Annotated in this window: 14 protein-coding genes and 1 pseudogene; 8 read left to right on the top strand and 7 right to left on the bottom strand. The window is 40.4% G+C overall.

Annotation, left to right across the window (positions count from 1 at the left end; translation table 11 throughout):
• Positions 1 to 160: 160 nt before the first annotated feature.
• Positions 161 to 1,372 (bottom strand): IS256 family transposase, encoded by a 1,212-nt coding sequence (locus tag Q5O24_15120; GenBank protein WKY47660.1) that lies wholly within the window; start codon positions 1,370 to 1,372, stop codon positions 161 to 163.
• Between the two features lie 353 nt (positions 1,373 to 1,725).
• On the opposite strand from Q5O24_15120, the pseudogene Q5O24_15115 reads away from it, so the two are divergent.
• A pseudogene (locus Q5O24_15115) lies at positions 1,726 to 2,498 on the top strand (IS5 family transposase).
• A 227-nt stretch (positions 2,499 to 2,725) separates the two neighbouring features.
• On the opposite strand, the gene Q5O24_15110 reads toward Q5O24_15115, so the two are convergent.
• The 3 genes from Q5O24_15110 to Q5O24_15100 all read right to left on the bottom strand — a co-directional run bounded on the left by Q5O24_15110 (position 2,726) and on the right by Q5O24_15100 (position 5,292).
• Positions 2,726 to 3,394 carry an L-fuculose-phosphate aldolase gene (locus Q5O24_15110; GenBank protein ID WKY47659.1) on the bottom strand — a complete coding sequence of 223 codons (669 nt, stop codon included), beginning with the start codon at positions 3,392 to 3,394 and terminating at the stop codon, positions 2,726 to 2,728.
• 162 nt (positions 3,395 to 3,556) lie between these two features.
• Positions 3,557 to 4,570 carry an ABC transporter permease gene (locus tag Q5O24_15105; protein ID WKY47658.1) on the bottom strand — a complete coding sequence of 338 codons (1,014 nt, stop codon included), beginning with the start codon at positions 4,568 to 4,570 and terminating at the stop codon, positions 3,557 to 3,559.
• The gene (locus Q5O24_15100) at positions 4,567 to 5,292 is read right to left on the bottom strand and encodes an ABC transporter ATP-binding protein (GenBank protein ID WKY47657.1); all 726 of its coding nucleotides are present in this window, start codon (positions 5,290 to 5,292) and stop codon (positions 4,567 to 4,569) included. The genes Q5O24_15105 and Q5O24_15100 overlap by 4 nt, the downstream gene beginning before the upstream one ends.
• A 152-nt stretch (positions 5,293 to 5,444) precedes the next feature.
• On the opposite strand from Q5O24_15100, the gene Q5O24_15095 reads away from it, so the two are divergent.
• Positions 5,445 to 6,035, top strand: coding sequence for a TetR/AcrR family transcriptional regulator (locus Q5O24_15095; GenBank protein ID WKY47656.1), 591 nt, complete (start codon positions 5,445 to 5,447; stop codon positions 6,033 to 6,035).
• 193 nt (positions 6,036 to 6,228) lie between these two features.
• Here Q5O24_15095 and Q5O24_15090 read toward each other — a convergent pair whose 3' ends face one another.
• Positions 6,229 to 6,543, bottom strand: a complete 315-nt coding sequence (locus Q5O24_15090; protein ID WKY47655.1) for a hypothetical protein — start codon at positions 6,541 to 6,543, stop codon at positions 6,229 to 6,231.
• 192 nt (positions 6,544 to 6,735) lie between these two features.
• On the opposite strand from Q5O24_15090, the gene Q5O24_15085 reads away from it, so the two are divergent.
• From Q5O24_15085 to Q5O24_15070, 4 genes are all read left to right on the top strand, one after another.
• Positions 6,736 to 7,380 carry a TetR/AcrR family transcriptional regulator gene (locus Q5O24_15085; GenBank protein ID WKY47654.1) on the top strand — a complete coding sequence of 215 codons (645 nt, stop codon included), beginning with the start codon at positions 6,736 to 6,738 and terminating at the stop codon, positions 7,378 to 7,380.
• A 247-nt stretch (positions 7,381 to 7,627) separates the two neighbouring features.
• Positions 7,628 to 8,053: a 4Fe-4S binding protein gene (locus Q5O24_15080; protein WKY47653.1), complete on the top strand. Its 426-nt coding sequence runs from the start codon at positions 7,628 to 7,630 to the stop codon at positions 8,051 to 8,053.
• Positions 8,050 to 9,933, top strand: coding sequence for an aldehyde ferredoxin oxidoreductase family protein (locus Q5O24_15075; GenBank protein WKY47652.1), 1,884 nt, complete (start codon positions 8,050 to 8,052; stop codon positions 9,931 to 9,933). The genes Q5O24_15080 and Q5O24_15075 overlap by 4 nt, the downstream gene beginning before the upstream one ends.
• Position 9,934: 1 nt before the next feature.
• The gene (locus Q5O24_15070) at positions 9,935 to 10,183 is read left to right on the top strand and encodes a MoaD/ThiS family protein (protein ID WKY47651.1); all 249 of its coding nucleotides are present in this window, start codon (positions 9,935 to 9,937) and stop codon (positions 10,181 to 10,183) included.
• A 94-nt stretch (positions 10,184 to 10,277) separates the two neighbouring features.
• Here the strand turns inward: Q5O24_15070 and Q5O24_15065 are convergent, their stop codons facing one another.
• Positions 10,278 to 12,812, bottom strand: a complete 2,535-nt coding sequence (locus tag Q5O24_15065) for a diguanylate cyclase (protein ID WKY47650.1) — start codon at positions 12,810 to 12,812, stop codon at positions 10,278 to 10,280.
• Between the two features lie 931 nt (positions 12,813 to 13,743).
• Between Q5O24_15065 and Q5O24_15060 the strand changes: the two genes are divergently transcribed.
• Both Q5O24_15060 and Q5O24_15055 read left to right on the top strand, forming a co-directional pair.
• On the top strand, positions 13,744 to 14,709 hold the full coding sequence (locus Q5O24_15060; GenBank protein WKY47649.1) for a glycyl-radical enzyme activating protein: 966 nt from the start codon (positions 13,744 to 13,746) through the stop codon (positions 14,707 to 14,709).
• A 100-nt stretch (positions 14,710 to 14,809) separates the two neighbouring features.
• Complete coding sequence (locus Q5O24_15055; GenBank protein WKY47648.1) at positions 14,810 to 17,338, top strand: pyruvate formate lyase family protein; 2,529 nt, start codon at positions 14,810 to 14,812, stop codon at positions 17,336 to 17,338.
• Between the two features lie 92 nt (positions 17,339 to 17,430).
• Here Q5O24_15055 and Q5O24_15050 read toward each other — a convergent pair whose 3' ends face one another.
• Complete coding sequence (locus tag Q5O24_15050; GenBank protein ID WKY47647.1) at positions 17,431 to 18,420, bottom strand: uroporphyrinogen decarboxylase family protein; 990 nt, start codon at positions 18,418 to 18,420, stop codon at positions 17,431 to 17,433.
• Between the last annotated feature and the right edge of the window lie 680 nt (positions 18,421 to 19,100).

Here is a 19,100-nt window from a genome sequence, read left to right as displayed (position 1 = left end):
AAAGTTTAAAGATGCTTGTTTGAATGGTTTATTTTAATATTCCCGATTTATTTGATCTTAAACAGAGTATTTACAGATGTTTAAGTACTATTTTTTAAATATCTGTTCATACGAGGAAAGTCAAGTCCAAAATAGTGTGTAAAAACCTCGGTGGGTTTAACTAGGCTGCTGATGAAACAGCAGCCGTCTGTTCTTTTAAAAATTCATAGTAATCCTGCATATCCAGATATTTTCTGCCGGAAGACCATTTTTCATCCTGTTCCATAAGCAGCGCACCCAGTAAACGGATAACCGATTTTTCGTTGGGATAAATGCGGATCACGCGATCACGACGCCTGATTTCCTCGTTGAGTCGTTCGATACTGTTGGTTGTGCGCAGTCTTTTCCGGTATTTCTCAGGAAGACTCATTACAGCCATCACATCATCAAAACCTTCTTCGAGTATTTCAATCGCTTTTGGTGCTTTGGATTCAAAATGTCTCAGTGTGTCTTTCAGCAGGTTGCGGGCATCTTCAATATTTACTGCATTGTAGATGCGTTTCAGATAGGATTTCAATTCGGACTGCTGATTTTTGGGCGTTTTATCCAGTACATTTCTTGAGAAATGTGTCTGGCATCTCTGCCAGGTGGATCCCTGAAAATGTTTTTTAATCGCATTTACAAGTCCTTTGTGATTATCGGATACTATCAGATCAACGGCTGTCAGACCACGCTCTTTGAGATTTTGAAAAAAATCTCCCCAGCTTGATTCTGTTTCGGTATCATTCAGCTGAAAACCAATTACTTCACGATTGCCATTTTCGTTGACTGCGGTTGCTACCAATAGACCTTTTGACCGGACTCTGCTGTCTTCGCGAACTTTGAGATATAAAGCATCCACAATTATAAATGGATAATGCTTTTCAAGCGTTCGGTTACGAAAACCGTTTACTACCGGATCCAGATTTTCACACAGCTTTGAAACTGTTGATTTTGAAAAGCTCTGGCCACAAAGTTCTTCTGTAATGTTTTCGATTTTGCGGGTTGAAACCCCATTAATGACCATTTCGATCATTGCCAGCATCAGAGCCTGCTCGCTCCGCTGGTAGCGCTGAAACATCGTCGTGCTGAATTCGCCGTTACGATGACGAGGGATCCGCAGGGTGATACCACCGATTCGCGTTGTTAATTCACGATCCCTAAAACCGTTACGGTAAGCTGTCCGATCCTCGCATCGCTCATAGCGTTCAGCACCAAGTTGCTCAGCCGATTGCGCTACAAGCACCTGGTTAAGAATTGTTTCCAGAAGCTTTGAAAAAGCCTCATCCCGGGAATCTTTTGTAAAAAGTCCGTGCAAAAGTTCTGTGTCCAGTGTAATATTTAATTGAGCCATTTGTTCATCTCCTCGATTAGGTATTGGGTGGTACTTTTATTTTAACCGAGGTTTGAGCTCTTGGCTCATTTTCTTTTTACACCATTATACGGACTTTATCTACGAGGAAAGAACGAGGAGGATAACTATGGTATTTGGTTTATCATGCAAACTATAATGGTGTGAGAAGGTGGATTATCCTGTAAAAGTTTATAAATAACATTAAATATAATATAAATAGATTAAAAGAACGCTTGAGTGACTATAATATTTTGAATCGAACAGTGATGTAAAAAGCTAGGGCGTGTCTGAAAACAAAATCTTTACAATCACCACAATGCGTTTTAAAATAAAACCAAAACGTTGGGAGCACGATAATGCCATCAAAACGCTATGAAATTACAGACGAACAATGGGAACAGATTAAAGCTTTATTTCCCAAAGCGAAAACTGGTCGACCGCCAAAAGATAATCGGTTAATCTTCAACGCAATTTTATGGATTGCGCGAAGTGGTGCTGCGTGGCGAGATCTTCCCGAACGTTTTGGTTCGTGGAAAACGGTCTACAGCCGTTTCTGTAAATGGCGTGATGACGAAACACTGGCAAATATTTTTCATGCCTTAAATACCGATGCTGACTTTGAAAATCTCAGCATTGATTCAACCATTGTAAAAGCGCATCAGCACAGTGCTGGTGCTAAAAAGGGGCTGTAAATGCAGAAGTGAATCAATACATCGGTAAAAGCCGGGGCGGTAACACGACTAAAATTCACGCAGTCGTCGACGCTCTGGGTAATCCGATTCACTTTGAACTTTCAGGCGGCCAGATTAGCGATAATACCGCTGCAATTGGTCTACTGGCAAACATTGAAATCAAAAATGCCAACATTTTGGGTGATAAAGCTTATGGAACTAAAGAGATCCGGACTTATATCACTTCACAGGGTGCAACCTATACAATTCCGCCAAAGTCAAACACCAAAGAACCCTGGGACTGTGACTGGTGGCTTTATAAAGAACGCCATCTGGTTGAATGCTTTTTCAATAAAATCAAACATTTTCGTAGAGTTGCGACTCGTTATGACAAGCTGGCATCTTCGTTTTGTAGCTTTGTTTACATTGCTGGCATCTGGCTTTTGTCAAAATAATTGGTGTTTTGACTTTTCAGACACACCCTAGGAGATTTTTCAAAAGATTTATATCAGGTTCATTGGAATGTTTCATCTAAATACCTCCGGTTGGCTGATAAGGGATATATACCCAAGTCAGAAAGTTTTATAGTATGAATAAAGATTGTTTTTATGGATTCATAAAATAAATGCATTACATAAGAGAGCAGTCCAGGCCGAGGCGCTGAACTGCTCTTAAAATTTTCCTATTCCATATCCGCCTTGGCAACTTTCTGCCCGTAAGACTTGTTAAAAATCTGAATCATTTTAGTCATTTCCGCTTCATCGAGAATGACCGGAGTACCGATAGACCGGGCTTTGACATAAATTTCGGCGCAGTGCTCAATTTCTTCGGCGATATTAAAAGCGTTGAGAATATCCCTGCTGCCGGTTAAAAGACCGTGGTTGGCCATAAAAACAGCGTACCGGTCAATCATTGCTTCAAAAGTGACTTTGGCCAGTTGGTTGGTGCCAAAGGTTACATAATCTGCACAGCGAACATCAAGACCAGCCAGGGCAACCAGGTAGCTGCTGGCCGGAAGACCTTCTCTGAGAGTTGCCAGAACGGTTGAATAGACCGAATGGGTGTGGACTACTGCATTGATGTCATCTCGTTTGATATAAAAAATCCGGTGCAGTTCATGTTCGCTGGAAGGCTTTCTTTTGCCATCGACGATGCGGCCTTCTTTTACATCCATTACTACGATGTCTTCGGGATCGGTTTCAAAATAATCCATGCCGCTGGGGCTCATGGCCATCAGGCTTTTTTCTCGGTTTAAAATAGAGATATTGCCGCCTGTTCCTTTGGTCAGTCCGGCTTCTATCAGTTTCCGGCAATAGCGGACCACGTCTTCTCTTTCCTTTTGTAAGAGCATTTTTTCCTCCTTAGAGCCTGGGTTTTCAGTATAGCAAACTGGATTATGGCTACTAAATATCTTTTTGCCATTATAGCACAGATAGAGGCCATTGTTAAAAAAGGCGCGTCTATAATTTGGTGTGGAAAAACGCAAATCATTTTTATCTGTAAAAGGCTTGGTCTAGATACTCCGGTATTTTTTAAGTGCGATAACATTGACGGTAAATAAAACGACAATATAAATAAATGAACCTAACAACCAGGGCCAGATCTCAAAAAACCCCTTGCCCTGAATCATAATTTTCTGCAGGGCGGTACAACCGTAATAGATAGGGGTGATATAGCAGAGATTACCCAGCCCAAAGGGGATGGTGTCAATTGGGATCAGGCCTGAGAAGAAGATCTGAGGGATGACCACCACCGGAATAAACTGAACCAGCTGTAATTCGTTATTGGAAAAAATTGAAACCAAAGCGCCTACGGATACAGCGGAGAAAGCCATCAGGATCATAACCAGAATACTTAGAGCCACAGAACCCTGGTTATGGATAGTCAGTACGTAAGACGAATACAGAATAATAACGACGCTTTGGACTGCCGCCAGGATCCCGTAGCCCAGGGTATAACCTCCAATAATATCAATTCGGCTGATAGGTGTCATCAGCATTCTTTCCAGGGTCTGGCCAAATCGTTCCCGGACAAAAGACATCCCAGAAAGGATGAAGACAAAGAAGAAAGAGATTACACCAAGAATTACATAGGACATGGAATCTAAAAGGTTTCCGCTGTCAGTTTCGTAGACGTAGCTGATGTCAATCTGATTTGGAGAATTCTTTTGCAGGGCCTGACTGGCATCAGTAATGGCTTTAAGGGCCGCGGCAGACTTAGAATTTTGTTCCAACATTAATAAATTAAGACTATTGGCATCGGTATAGAAAAGGGCATCGATGTTATTTTCCTCCAGATAATTGTCGTTTTCTGGAAGTTCTTTCAGAGTAATTAGATCGGCATCTTGAGCAAGTTCGGTTATCAGTGCGTCACTAATATCAAAAACGGCAATCTGGGGGATATAAGAGGAGTCATCCAGAATGAAGTACAATAAGGTGATGACCAGCAGGGGGGCAAACAAAAGCAGGCCGACTGAACGTTTATCGTTTTTCATCTGGGTTAATATTCGTTTAATTATACTGCTCATGATAAGGCCTCGCTTTCTGATAAAGTGGTAAAGAAAAGTTCTTCAATATTGCTGTTTTTAGTAGAAGCGATCAGGTTGTCGACGGTATCCAGGGCAACAATCTGGCCGTTGCGAATCAAGCCGGCATTATCACACTGATAGACCTCATCCATAACATGGGTCGTGACCACAATTGTAGCGCCATTCGCTTTCAGACTTTTTAAATGATTCCAGATCTTTCGTCGAAGGACCGGATCGACTCCCACTGTGGGCTCATCAAGAAGGAGCAGTTTTGGCTGGTGGAGGAGAGCGACCATCAGTGATGCCCGTTTTTTCATCCCACCGGAACAATCACGGATCAGCTTATCCCGGAACTCGGTCATTTCTGTGATTTCAAGCAGGGACTGAGCTGCTTTCATAAAATCTGACCGTTTGATTTTATGAAGACCGGCGAAGAAACGGAGATTTTCCCAGACAGTCAGTTCGTCATATAGGGCATCGTTTTGGGGCATATAACCGATAGTGGATAAAAGACTTCTGTCAGGAACGCTCAACTCACCAATAGTTACGTTGCCGGAATCGGCTTTTAAAGCTCCCATAATAATTCTTAATAGAGTCGTTTTTCCCGATCCCGATGCTCCCAGCAGGCAGAAGATATGACCGCTTTCGATAGTGAAGTCAATATTTTGAAGGACTTTTTGTTTTTTAAATGATTTTTCGATAGTATGGACCTTTATTTGCATACTTGCCTCCTTAAAGTTTTTCTATCATTATTTTATGCAGTAGGGTTTTTAATTGCAACCGACAACTTGCCCTGATCTGTCGGATTTTCTTGTGAAAAATTCAGCTAGGACCTATAATAAAATCATCAAGTAATGAATAAGATGAGGATACTATGGAAAAAAAGCTGTCACCAAAGGCATGGGCAACAAAAGAGAAAATAATTGAAGCATTCTGGAGTCTGTATTGTCACAAGAGGATTGAAAAAATTACTGTTAAAGAAATTTGTCTTCTATCCGGCTATAACCGGTCTACTTTCTATGACTATTTTAAAGATGTTTATGAAGTGCTGGAAGAAATTGAGGAACGGACGGTGAGTACAGAAGATTTTAAAGAACTGATACTGGAGCAAATCATTCAAAATAGGGCCTCCATTGGGGAGGTACTGTTAAACTCAGTCTTAACATTATTTGAAAAAAACAGCAAGTATTTACCGATTCTTTTAGGGGAACAGGGGGACCCGCTCTTTCGCAATAAACTGCTTAAAAAACTGACACCGGTGGTTTTATCGATATATAAGGATTTAAGTGATGAAGAGGTGATAGAGGTTCGCTATCTGATGGAATATCAGAGTGCAGCCATGCTTTCGACGATCAGCAGGTGGTATGCGGAAAAAAAGGTTATTCCAAAAGAAAAGTTTATAAAGCTGCTGCTTTCAGTTACTACCAATGGTGTCCAAAAGGAATTGTCAAAATATCTGCAATAGTTCTGAGATTTCTTTATGAGAATACTTTTAGAATAATGCTTTAAAAATCCAGATTGCCAAGTCTTTGTTATCGGAACAGTTTTTAAATTGCTAGATAAGTGTGCTGTCTGATTTTGAAGATTTATAAAGGGGACAAAAGCGAATCAATCGGTCTGAAAGTCCTGAACGATTGATTCGCTTTTGGATTAAAAAATTATTTTGTAATATTGACCGTTACATCTTTCGGCAGAGCCAGGCCGGCTTCTACTTCCACCGCTTTTAAAATGCCCATTGGAACTGGGCAGGCACTGTGTTTGCAATTAATGCGACAGGCTTCATAAACTGGGCCTTCGCCAATTTTATCCATAATGCATGTCATGCCGTCTACTTCACCTAACTGATCTGATAAATCTTTAAAGGCCGGACATTCGGATACGATGTCCAGTTTAACATCAAAGCCGTCCGTTTTTTGGGCGGTTACTTCTGTTTTGAAACCACAAACTCCACTTTGAATTGTTGCTTTTGCCATATAAGTCTCCTTTTTCGTATGTATATTTTTTTAATTATAGCACAGACCGAAAAATTCTTCTGTGACAATTGCACATAAATCGTTGATAATATTTCTCTAAAAATCCAAATTCTACTTTCTCATAAGTTGACAATAATTAGCTTAGTGTTTATACTAGAACTAAGTTACAATTAGAGCAAAAGGAGAATTATTATGCCGCCAAAACCGAAAACCCCAGAAGAGATTGAAATCGAAAAGAAAAAAATATTAAAAGTAGCCCTTAATATAATTTCGGAACAAGGTTACAATAATCTCACGATGCGATTGGTTGCGTCCCGTTGTGGCATTTCTGCGACTAAGATTTATTATTATTTTACCAATAAAGAAGAAATTTACTTTAATATAGTTGAATATGGATTTGCTTTACTTCATCAGGAGATTAAAGATGCCTATTGTGAAGGTAGCAATCCGCTGGATCGGTTTAAAAAAGTATGTCGTGCTTTTATTCATTTCGCTACTGAAAATGCCAATTATTATGAAATTATGCTAAGTGCAAGAACGCCGCGTAGGCTGGATTATGTTGGAAGCGAACTTGAAGAAATCGCTGAACGTGAGAAAGAGGTAGGGATTCACTTTTACGAGTTCTGGAGCAAGTGCGTCAGTGAACTTGCCGATTATCAGGGGGTTGAAGCAAATGAGTACGATATTGTGTCCTTTTTTGCCCTGCTCCACGGGATAATTAATCTGGAACATAGTAATAATCTGCGCGAAATTGATATCGCATTTGAAACCCTTAGTGAACTGGTAATCGACAAAATGGCTGTTTTCTTAAAAGCTGATTTGTCGGTGGTAAAATAATTCCAGTCCAAATAAGAAATCAATAGTGTGGCAGCTGCAGTTGTCTGGTAAGGAAAAGTTTGAAAGGCTTTTATTGTCCAGATACGGTAGCTGTTATTTTTTTGCAAAAAGCTTAAGATTTAGGGAAAAGTATTTGACTGATAACCGATTACATTATATAATAGCAAAAGAATAAAATAACAACGTTATCATAACAAGTGTGTTTTTTAGATGAGTAACAGATTTTATATGGAAATGGAGTAATAAAATGGCTCATAGTATCAGTGAAGCATGCATCGGCTGCGGAGCATGTAAAACAAAATGCCCGGTTAATGCGATTGATGGCGAGAAAAAAGAAATACATCGCATTAATCAGATCAGATGTGTCGATTGCGGGGTATGCGGCAAGGTTTGTCCAAAGAACGCAGTTTCAGATCAAAATAATCAGATTTTGAAAAAGGTGGCAAAACAAGACTGGAAAAAACCGTTAATTCAGAAAAATTCATGCAGTGCCTGTTCGATGTGCGTGGATATTTGTTCGTTTGATTGTCTGGCAATATCAAAGCCTCAATTTACAGGAGATATTGATGTATTCGCCTGTCTGGAAGATGAGAAAAAATGTGTGGGATGTGGAATGTGCGAGGATATTTGTCCACTGCAGGCCATTACCATGACAGGAGGAGCAAGTGTATGAATCTGCCAAAGTATGCAATCATCAATTTAAGTGACAATAGCGTGACCCCATATCCGATCAGCGAAAAGCTTTTTAAAGAGTGTCTGGGTGGGAAAATTATGGGGGCAAAACTGTTAACCGATTTAACACCGGCTAAACTGGATGTTTTTTCACCTGAAAGTATGGTGATTGTCAATACCGGGCCTCTAAACGGTTCTGGAGCACCTTCGTCAAGCCGTTTTAATATGACCTTTAAAAATGTGCTGACAGGAGGGATTGCTTCCTCCAACTGCGGGGGCCAGTTCGGGGTCATGCTTAAGCGCTCGGGTTTTGATGGTCTGATTATCACTGGTTGCGCCGAGGAACCGGTTACCATTGAAGTGATTGATGGCCAAATTGCGATTAAAAAAACTCCAGAGCTTTGGGGACTGGATTCGGAAGAAGTTCAGGAAAAATTTCCTAAGACCTATGGTAAACTGGTTATTGGACCAGCTGGGGAAAATCTGGTCCGCTATGCCTGCGCAGTATCTGGTGAGCGTGTGGCCGGTCGTTGTGGGGCCGGGGCTGTATTGGGGGCCAAGAAGATTAAAGCGATTGTCGCTTACGGAACTCAAAAAACCGAAGTAGCCAACCCCCAGAAATTTAATGATTATGTCAAAAAATGGGTCAGATTTTTAAAGAAACATCCGATGACCGGTCATGCACTGCCCAGCTATGGCAGTGGTGGATTGGTCAACAAGGCAAATGCTTCGCACGCTTTACCAACCCGAAATTTTAGCAATGGGGTTTTTGAAAAGGCAGAAGATTTTTGTGGTGAAACCCTGACTGAAACTTTATTGACCCGCAATGGCGGTTGTGTCAGCTGTCCGATCCGGTGTGAACGGCGGGTTATGGTTCGTGATAAAGAAGTTAAAGGACCAGAATTTGAAACGTTAGGCTTATTTGGTTCGAATATTGGCAACAATAATCTGGAATTTATCAACACTGTTAATTATCATGCTGACCTCTTGGGTATGGATACGATCTCCCTGGGTGGGACACTGGCGTTTGCCATGGAGCTTCAGGAAAAAGGGATTAAAGATTTCGGTTTGTCTTTTGGGAACACTGATAATATTCTTGAAGTGATTGAAAAAATAGCGAATAAAGAAGGCATTTATGCTGAACTGGCTGAAGGCAGTAAAGTGCTGAGTGAAAAATACGGTGGTAAAGAATTTGCCATTCACGCCAAAGGCCTGGAACTGGCGGCATACGAACCACGGCGGTCTACTGGTATGGGTTTGGGTTACGCAACCTCTAACCGTGGCGGCTGTCATTTAAATGGCGGATACCTGGCCCTGATGGAGTCAGTGGGTGTTGTTGGAATGGATGCCCAGACACCTAAAGGTAAGCCGGAACTGACGGTGATGCTGCAAAATGGGATGGAAGCGGCATCGGCAGCAGGCTTCTGTCTGTTTACCCTTCAAAGTATGGTTCCTGCTTTTCTTTTCAATTCTGGTCCGGCCAGTGGCCTCAACCGATTTGCCGGATCTGCTTTACTGGGTGCTCGAGGAATCTTGGGAAAACTTGGGAAAATTACACCAGGCGGTCTGCCAATCAATTCAATGTTCTTGTTCCCCCATTGTAAAGCCATTGCCTATGCAACGGGAATGAAAATGACCAGTGGTTTATTCTTGCATATTGGCGAGCGGGGCTATAATATTGAAAGACTTTATAATCTGCGGGAAGGCTTGACCGGGGCAGATGACAGTTTACCGGATCGAATGACTAAAACGCCTCAGATTGCTGGAAGAGAAGACACGGTTGTTAATCTTAAAGCCATGTTGCCAGTCTATTATCGGGTTCGCGGATGGGATGACAATGGCGTTCCGACGACTAAAAAACGTCAACAGCTGGGGGTTTAAGATGGCAAGAGTAAAATATTTAGGCCGGCTAAAACAGCTGACAAAAGGAGAGCAGGCAGTCATAGATGCCGGGACGATTGGCGGAATGTTAAAGGTCATCCGTCAACAACATGGAAAAGAAGCCTATCTGATGGCTAAAAAAAGCCACCTGGTGGTCAACGGTGAAAATGCCGGACTGTATGGCGGTTTTCGGATGAAGCTTAAAGACTCTGACCTGGTGATGATTGTACCGGTCTGTTGCGGTGGATAATAGCGAAACGTAAAAAAGAGAGCGAAATGCTCTCTTTTTTCGTTTTCGATTAGAGTTTAGATTTGTGGAAACTTTAAGTAACAAAAGAATTCCATCATAAGTCATTTATAGGTTGACTCAGCTCATCAAAATGTTCAATAACTAACAGATAAATCTCCTTGTTCAATTGTTCGGGGGCAAAGTCGCCCAGAGTTTCGATGATCTGGTACTTGTTCATGGCTTTTCGGTATGGCCGCTCTTCAAAGAGGGCAGAAAATATATCGGCAAAAGCGAGAACATCCATTTCTTTAGAAAAATAATGCTGGTTCATATTCAGCGGATAGCCTGTGCCATCATACTTTTCATGGTGGAAAGATGCCCACTTGGCGATATCATTCAAGCCGCTAACCTTTGATAAAATTTTTGTGCTGAATTCGACATGGGATCTCATGACACTCATTTCTTCATCGGTGAGCTTGCCAGGTTTGTTTAAAATTTTGCTGGGGACGGCAATTTTCCCAATATCATGTAAATAACCAGCGATCTTCAGCCGAAAACAGGTTTCTTCATCCAGCCCGGCCAGTTCGCCCAGTTTATATGCCACAAGGCCGACGTGCTTTGAATGCTTATAGGTCCAAGGACTTTTTTCATCAACAATCTGAGAAAATATTTTGGCTAAGCCCTCAATGTCTTCTTCGTCTGTTGCTTCGACAACATCTTCAACAGCTGACATTAAGAGATCATAGTAAGAGGTCTGTTCAAGGTTAGTCCAAAACTGATCGGATAGTATAAGGCTGTCAAAGGCATTAACCAGGGCTGGATTGAAGATTGTGCCAAATCGCTGATGAACCTCGTTTGTCAGAAAACTCAACATTTCGTTCTTGTCATACACATCCTTGTTGGTGCTATACAGGACATCTATTCGGTCGGCCAAATGTAAGAGGTAACATTCAAAGGGGATGTCTATTAAAGCGAAGCGTTCTGAATCGATATCTGTCATTGTGATATGATGATGGCGAATAATTTTTCGAATGCTGTTAAAGGGTTTAAAACCACTGAGCATTTGCGCGCCAAGTATTTCATGAGGCTCAGTATCCACAGCGTCAATGTACAGGAGTCTTTCCTGTTCTGAAACTGACAAAGCGCCGATGTCATGAATTGAGGCTGCCATAATCAGATTGCCTAACCTTTTTGAATCAAGGCCGTATCTGATGCCCAGTTGATAGGCGATGATGGTAGTGTTCCGATGGTGGTTTTTAAGCAGGTGATTATAAAGGTCGATTGATTCAACCAATGAAGCTAATATTGCCTTTATGGATTTGTAGCTCGCGGCAGATGGCGCATGGTTCAAAAAGGTACTGCTATTAAAATGCTTATTTATAAACCATTTAGTTTTATAGCTGTTTTCGCGCAAATGATTAATGACAGACTCGCCAAAAATAAAAAACTTCATATCATTGAGGTCATTTTCTTTTTCTCTTAATGGGAAAATGAAGTTATTCATTTTCTCAATCAAATGAATATTCTTTGACTCGAGTAATCTGATTTCAGGGTAATTTATTTCCTTTAATAGTTTCGACTCATTCGCTAAATAGGTTTCTATTTCATTAAATAATATACGGATTGCTGTTGCGTCGACCGAATGACCATTCGAACCGGCATATGATTTAAGGAATGATTGCCCCTTGTCGATCATGCTTTGCTGCGCTCTGGTAATAGGATTATCTGCGGCAGAACGAAGATTGTTCTCCAATTCTTTTAACATTTCAGCTAAGCCTAAATAGCCATTCCATGTTGTCACCCGGTTCTTTCCATCAACTTTGGAACGCATCAAACTGTAATCTGCCCGATTTAGCCAATGTTCATAATTTTCAGCCTCAAAATACTCGGCTACTCCAAAGCTGCAGGTAATTCTTTCCTTGTTGATAAAATGAAAATCAAAGATAGTTTTTCTCAATTCTTCGGCTATTCTTTCGCCCTGCTCCAAATTCATATTGGAAAAAAGCAGCAAAAATTCTTCACCGCCCCACCTGATCAGAATATCTGTGGATCGGAAGCGGTCTTTTAGAATTCGGCCGATTAACATCAGGACCTGATCTCCCTGCAAATGGCCATAAGTATCATTGACACGTTTGAAGGAATCTATATCAAACATAAGTGCACACAAATGCTGATTTTTGCTGCTGGAATCAGTTAGCAATTCGGTGACGATTTCATTTAAATAGCGCCTGTTGTACAAGCCGGTCAGAGGGTCCGTCATCCCTTTTAGTTTTGTCTGCCGGGCAATATTCTTTTGATGGGTAATGTCAACAAAACTTGCCAGCAGATAAGGCTCGCCTTCTATAGTTATATGAGAAACGCTTTTAATGACATCAATCCGATCACCCTGTGATGTTAATAGGGAGGCTTCTACATTATCGAGTTCATCGCCGGAGTCTAAACAGGGGCACTCGTGTTTTTTTATAGGACAGATGAACTCATGGCAGGTTTTTCCGATTATATCAAGCTTGTTATAGCCAAGTACTGAAAGTCCGACCTTGTTGATATAGCGGATTTTCCCTGTCTTTTCTTCTACTAAAAAAACGCCGCATACCATACGGTTCAGATAGTAATCTATTTCAATTGCAGGTATACGTAAATTTTTAAGCATAATAACCTCGTATGTCTGTGAATCGTTCCATAAATTTTTTCATCAATAATTTTGCGGATGAATTTAATAGTTGACTTAAAGGGAAAACAGTGATCTTTTAAAGTTGCTGTTATTTTATTTTACATCATAATAAAGATCAAGCTGAATATATATTCGGCAAAACGCAAAAAAAATAAATAGGAAGAGTTTAATATATAGAGGCAGAACTTTGATATAGGTAAGATCAATATTCCATTTCCTTGTTGAAAGTATTCAGTTGTGGTTTGCATGATTTGGGTTTTCTTTAGATTGGTCTAACAATTGGGTAGAAATTTTGATATGCCGGGACGGTTTCACTGGATTTTTTTTTGAATTAGCTAAGAATAAATTAATGTGTATTGAGATGTTTTTGCTTTATCGACCCAACAATTGAGTTGAATTTTGCTGGCAAAGTTTTCAAATCGCAAAAAAAACTGTGAATTTAATACAATAATTTAACGATGTTCGTCATAGGAAAAAGTACTTTTCTTAAATTAGCAACAATTTAAAAACTTAAAATAGAATTCAATACAACATAACTTTTGAAAACCTTAACAAATTTTCAATGTAGATTTCAATGGGCGGATGAAAAATAGTGCATGAAGTTTTGTTTATTCGGAAGATTATTAAAAAGGATAAGCAGCAGCTCTATCAGAGAATTAGTTCAGACCTTATGTAATGGTTTAAATAAATGCGTAAATCATGAGTTTTCTGAAGTGTGAAAGTGCAGTTTAATAAATAAACGATGTTATAATTAAACACGATGTTACAATGGGCAAACTATTTAGATTTATAGATTAAAGTGAACGAGTATAGTTATTTTAACATTGTTAAAATAATATCTTGACAATATGCATGACCATAATGTATTATAAAGGCAAGATAAACAGTATCCACCGAACAGGAGGTAGATATGAAAAACGATATTAAAGGTACAGTGTTTAACATTCAACGCTATACAGTGCACGACGGTCCAGGTATCAGAACGGAGTTCTTTTTAAAGGGATGCACCCTTCGCTGTGATTGGTGTGGTAATCCTGAAAGTTACGTCAAGAAAAAGCAAATAGCGGTTTACAAAAACCAGTGTATTGGTGTCAGTAAATGTGGCGATTGTATAAAGGCTTGCCCCAAAAAGAATGAAAACGTGTTCACGATCGAGGATGATAAAATCGTAAAGATTGATAAATCGATCTGTGACGATTGTCTGCTCTGCTACGATGAATGTCCGTCTGACGCTCTTAAAATTTGGGGCGATGAGATGACCGTTGATCAGGCAATGGAGGTTATCCTGCGGGATAAAGAGTATTACAAGAAGAATTCTGGTGGCGTCACTATTTCTGGTGGAGAAGCGCTGATGCAGCCCGATTTTGTCAGAGAAGTTTTTAAAAGATGTCAAGAAGAAGGCATTCATACCTGTGTTGAAACGGCCTTGCATGTCAAGCCGGAAATCCTGGATGATGTCATGCCATATACGGATATGGTGATTACAGATATAAAACACATGGACAGTGAAACCCATAAGAAATTTATTGGCCCCGGCAATGAACAGGTTTTAGACAACATCAGGAAGCTTGTCACCTTTGGTAAACCCATCATTTTAAGAATTCCTGTGATTCCCGGTTTTAACGACAACCTGGAAGATATTAAAAAAATTGGTGATTTTGTGGTTAATGAAATGGATAACAAGGTAGTTCAGCTGCAGATGCTGCGGTTCAGACCACTTGGCCAGGAGAAGTATGAAGGCTTAGGTATGCCATATAAAATGGAAGTTACCAAAGAAAGAGAAGACTTCGAAAAAGAAATTCGGTCTTATGTTGAAACACTTAAAGAGATGGGCATTAAAGCCTGTGCCGGTGCCAGCAACATAATTGAGTTCTAAAACAAATGAATCCATAACAACTGGATTCAATATAGCCCATTACCCAGTCCTAAACTAGTTTCTAGTTAAATTACAATTCAAATCATGGAGGTTTATGATTATGTCTCACACAACTGCAATCGGTACTTTACCATTCGATCACCCTTTTAAAGCAGGTTTTTCTGACGACGGTTTCTCAGGTCGAGAAGAAGGTTTTTCAACAATTCCCAGAACTAACAGATTAAGAAAGGCATTTTTGGACGGCAAGTTTGAAATTAATTCTGAAAGAGCTTTGCTGGTTACGGAAGCTTACAAAGCTAACGAGTCTTTACCAATCGCTTTAAAACGAGGTAAATCCTTAAGACATGTTTTGGAAAATATTTCCATTTATATTTACGAAGATGAACTTGTAGCTGGTTGTCATGGGGCACCAAATAAATATGCCGCTATTTTCCCAGAATTCTCATATAACTGGGTCATGGACGAAATGGAAAACTTCCCTTTCGAAGAACGCGTTTTCGACAACTATGAAATTACTGAAGAAACTAAAAATGACTTAAGATCCATCGCTGACTACTGGAAAGGCAGAACGATTGATGAACGAATCGTGTCTAACTTAAGCTTTGACGAAGCGAAAGGCTCTAATATGGGTATAGGTATGTATTTATTAAACCTTTACCAGTATGGTGGGATTGGTCACTATGTCTTTAACTACAAAAAATTGCTGGAAATTGGCTATGGTGGTTTAAAACAGGAGATTCTCGACCGATTGGCTGAAATTGACCATGCTGCGCCTGATGCTTCTGAACAACGCTCAACGCTGCAGGGTTTCCTGGAAACCGTGGAAGGAGCCATGACGTATATCGCCCGTCACGCCGAAGCTTATGAAGAAAAAGCTGCTAAAGAAACCGATGCGAGATTGAAAGAGGAGTATACACAGATCGCTAAAAACTTAAGACAGGTAACAGCCGGTCCAGCGACTAACTTCTGGGAAGCTGCACAGCTGGTAAATATTTCAACTATGATTACCTACATCGAATCAAACGGGCACTCTATTTCTTATGGCCGATATGACGATTATATGTATCCTTACTACAAAGCCTCTTTAGAAAAAGGTGAATTCACTAAGGAATTCATGCAGGAAATCGTAGAATCACACTTCATCAAAATGGGTGTTCCTTCAAAACTAAGAGACAAAATGACTGCAATGGCAAACACCGGTCGTGGTTTTGGTGGTGAATCTTTAACCATCGGTGGTGTTGACCGAGATGGCAATGACATTACCAATGATTTAACTTTCATGTGTTTGGATGCTTCTGCCCATACCCGAATGATGGTGCCATGGACTTGCGTCAGAATGAGTGAAAAGACTCCGGAAGAGTTAAAAGTTAAAACTGTTTCGGTAATTAAGGCTGGATTTGGTCATCCGAAAGTATTTAACGACCAGGCTTGTGTCCCTGCACAGATGAAAGCTGGCAGAACTCTGGAAGATGCCCGTGAATACAATGTAGTTGGTTGTGTTGAACCAACCATCGCTGGACGTGAGTTTGCCTGGGCGGATGCCGCATATTTCAATATCGCTCGTGTTTTAGAAGTTGCCCTGAATGATGGTCAGTGCTACCACTGTGGTCCACATTGTCCACGTCATTCGATTTGTGCTGGGGTTGGTAAAAAACTTGGTTTATCAACAGGCAGTTTAGAAACATTTAAAAATATTGACGAAGTTAAAGCTTCTTTCGAAAAGCAGCTGGAATACTTTACAACTCAGATGGTAGCCGGTATCAGTATCATGGAACACGCTCACCGAGAGCTGGGTGCTACACCTTACGCGTCTGTATTCTTTGATAACTGTATTGTAACCGCTAAAGATATGAGTGCTGGAGGGGTTGAATTTAATCACACTGGTCCACAGGGGTCAGGTTTGGCGACGACTGCAGATGGTCTGTCAGCAATCGACCAGATAGTATTTAAACAGGGTAAATACACTGGTAAAGAAATGCTGGATGCGGTTAAAGCCAACTGGGAAGGTCATGATAAACTTTACGCCTTGGTTAACAGCTCAAAAATCAAACACTACGGAAATGATGATGATTATGCTGACGAATTTGGCGCTTATGTTTTCAATGCCTACTGTGATAACATCGAAAACAAAAAGAATACCCGTGGTGGTACCTACAAACCAGGTGTTTACGGTGTATCTGCCAATGTTGCCTTCGGTTTAATTTCCGGCGCTTCTATTGACGGTCGAAAAATTGGGGAACCAATCTCTGACAATATGGGACCTGTTCATACTGCTGTAGGATCTCACGATATCGAAGGACCAACTGCGATTGCCAACTCTGTAACCAAAATGGATCACTCAAGAGCCGGTAACGGAACACTGCTTAACTGGAAATTCAACCATACCAATGTTTCGGGTCAAGCTGGAACTAATAACCTGGTTAACCTGATTGATACATATTTCGACAAAAAAGGTATGCACAGCCAGTTTAACATCATGAGTACAGAAACGATGAAAAAAGCTCAGGCTAATCCGGAAGACTACAAAGATATGCTGGTTCGAGTTGCTGGGTACAGCGCTTACTTTGTTGAGTTAAGCACACCGCTGCAAAATGACTTAATCAGCAGAACCGAACTTTCTTTCGAATAAAAGACAACAAGACAACTCCATAAATTACACCTCAAATAAAACAAGGCTTGCGGAAATATCCGTAAGCCTCGTTTTTATTTATTGATTTAATATTATATAATCGGGTGTTTTTCGGCATATTCCCGACCGTAACTAATCAGTTCATCCATGAAAATGTTGTTGTTCCATTCGTTAAAGCAAACGCCATTGGGGATGGAGGGGTAGAATCGCCCGCCAGGACAGTAGGTATCAACCGCCCGTCTGACTTCTTCGCGGATCTTTTCTTCGGTAATGTTCTCCACATCGATTTTGGGGCCATCAATACCGCCGACCATGGCCAGTTTGCCTTGGGTGCGTTTCTGGATAGCGACAATGTCATTCTGGGCAATGGTACCCTGCCAGACGTCGATTCCTATTTCCACCATATCTTCAACAATAGGTTCTAAAATACAATCTGCGTGGTGCATATAAATCATCCCGCATTCGTGGATGGTGTCAGCAATTTCTTTCTGCAACGGTTTAATTAGTTCCCGCCAGACTCTTGGCGGCAAAAAAAGATTCAGCTTTGTGCCCCAGTCATCATGATAGAAGATGATATCCGGATGGGTTTCTTCGGCTACTTTACGAATATAGGCCATCTTATGATCGGCAATGACTCTCAGCATGGCGGCCATTTCTTCAGGATACTCCATATAATCCATTAAAGCTTCTTCCATTCCTAATAGAAAATGGCTGCGCTCAAAGAGTCCACCGGGATAGAAGAAACAGGCTAGCTTCTCGTCACGATTGATAGCGGCAGCTGATTCCTTGGCCTGGGTCCAGTCCAGGGCATCAATGTCGGGGACTTTAATCTGCTCTTGCCATTTTTCGATATCTTTTATGACCACATTCTCTTTGGTAATATGAGGATGAGGACCAGGTGCGCCGGGCATGAAAATTCTGACAGTGCCCCAGGAATCCTGATATTCCTTGCCATCCTGTGGTAGCATAGCGTCCGCCATAAATAAAGGGTCTAAAATAAATTCCACAGCAGCCATCAAATCTCCGTAGTAATCAGGCTGTTCGCCGCGATAGACGGCCATCACATTTTCTCTTGGATTCATAAGTTTCTCCTTAATGATAAACTATTTCATAACTCAAACGGTAATTGGTTTGGGTCTGAATAAACACTGAAGCGGTGAATACTTCGAAATACACAGAAGTTGATAACGATTAACTAAAGCTGGCAGAAAAGGCTTAAAAGTGCTGACTAATCTCATTTAGAAAATGAAGGTTATTTAAAATATGGAATGTCAGTACGCACTTGTGATATAAATGTGACCTTCAGTCTTAAACCTGGCAGAAAGCTGTTTGTGATAGGCAGAAAAAATCAAGGCTGAAGTTTAGCGGTAAATAAAATTCAAAAATTATTTACAGATAAAATATAACACGAATTTATTGTAAAATCTACATAAACATTAAAAAACAATAGGATAAATATTTGCGGTTTGGATATAAACGCCTTTAAATTGGGGATTGTACTCGCGGAGGAAAAATAGATTATTAAAGAATATAAAATATATAATAAAGAATTAAAAGTTCAATATTGTTCATGCACAAATTTATAGACATATAAAAAGTCCGGTAAATTTGGAATTAAAATTTTAATGATTAAAAGGTCGGGATAAATCATTTCATCCCGGTATCATTTAGTAGGGGATTTATTAGCGAAATTGCTCAATCTTGGGAGTTGTTTATCGGAGCAAAAAATCTTTTCAGAGTGAACGTTTTGGTTTATGATAAA

The organism is Eubacteriaceae bacterium ES3 (assembly GCA_030586155.1).
Taxonomy (GTDB): domain Bacteria; phylum Bacillota; class Clostridia; order Eubacteriales; family Eubacteriaceae; genus Acetobacterium.
Note: the sequence above shows the minus strand (reverse complement) of the source record. Positions and strands in the feature narration are given on the sequence as shown.

Coding starts and splice junctions, on each gene's coding strand:
- Q5O24_15120 (WKY47660.1), bottom strand. CDS start 1,372: ATGGCTCAATTAAATATTACACTGGACACAGAACTTTTGCACGGACTT.
- Q5O24_15110 (WKY47659.1), bottom strand. CDS start 3,394: ATGCTCTTACAAAAGGAAAGAGAAGACGTGGTCCGCTATTGCCGGAAA.
- Q5O24_15105 (WKY47658.1), bottom strand. CDS start 4,570: ATGAGCAGTATAATTAAACGAATATTAACCCAGATGAAAAACGATAAA.
- Q5O24_15100 (WKY47657.1), bottom strand. CDS start 5,292: ATGCAAATAAAGGTCCATACTATCGAAAAATCATTTAAAAAACAAAAA.
- Q5O24_15095 (WKY47656.1), top strand. CDS start 5,445: ATGGAAAAAAAGCTGTCACCAAAGGCATGGGCAACAAAAGAGAAAATA.
- Q5O24_15090 (WKY47655.1), bottom strand. CDS start 6,543: ATGGCAAAAGCAACAATTCAAAGTGGAGTTTGTGGTTTCAAAACAGAA.
- Q5O24_15085 (WKY47654.1), top strand. CDS start 6,736: ATGCCGCCAAAACCGAAAACCCCAGAAGAGATTGAAATCGAAAAGAAA.
- Q5O24_15080 (WKY47653.1), top strand. CDS start 7,628: ATGGCTCATAGTATCAGTGAAGCATGCATCGGCTGCGGAGCATGTAAA.
- Q5O24_15075 (WKY47652.1), top strand. CDS start 8,050: ATGAATCTGCCAAAGTATGCAATCATCAATTTAAGTGACAATAGCGTG.
- Q5O24_15070 (WKY47651.1), top strand. CDS start 9,935: ATGGCAAGAGTAAAATATTTAGGCCGGCTAAAACAGCTGACAAAAGGA.
- Q5O24_15065 (WKY47650.1), bottom strand. CDS start 12,812: ATGCTTAAAAATTTACGTATACCTGCAATTGAAATAGATTACTATCTG.
- Q5O24_15060 (WKY47649.1), top strand. CDS start 13,744: ATGAAAAACGATATTAAAGGTACAGTGTTTAACATTCAACGCTATACA.
- Q5O24_15055 (WKY47648.1), top strand. CDS start 14,810: ATGTCTCACACAACTGCAATCGGTACTTTACCATTCGATCACCCTTTT.
- Q5O24_15050 (WKY47647.1), bottom strand. CDS start 18,420: ATGAATCCAAGAGAAAATGTGATGGCCGTCTATCGCGGCGAACAGCCT.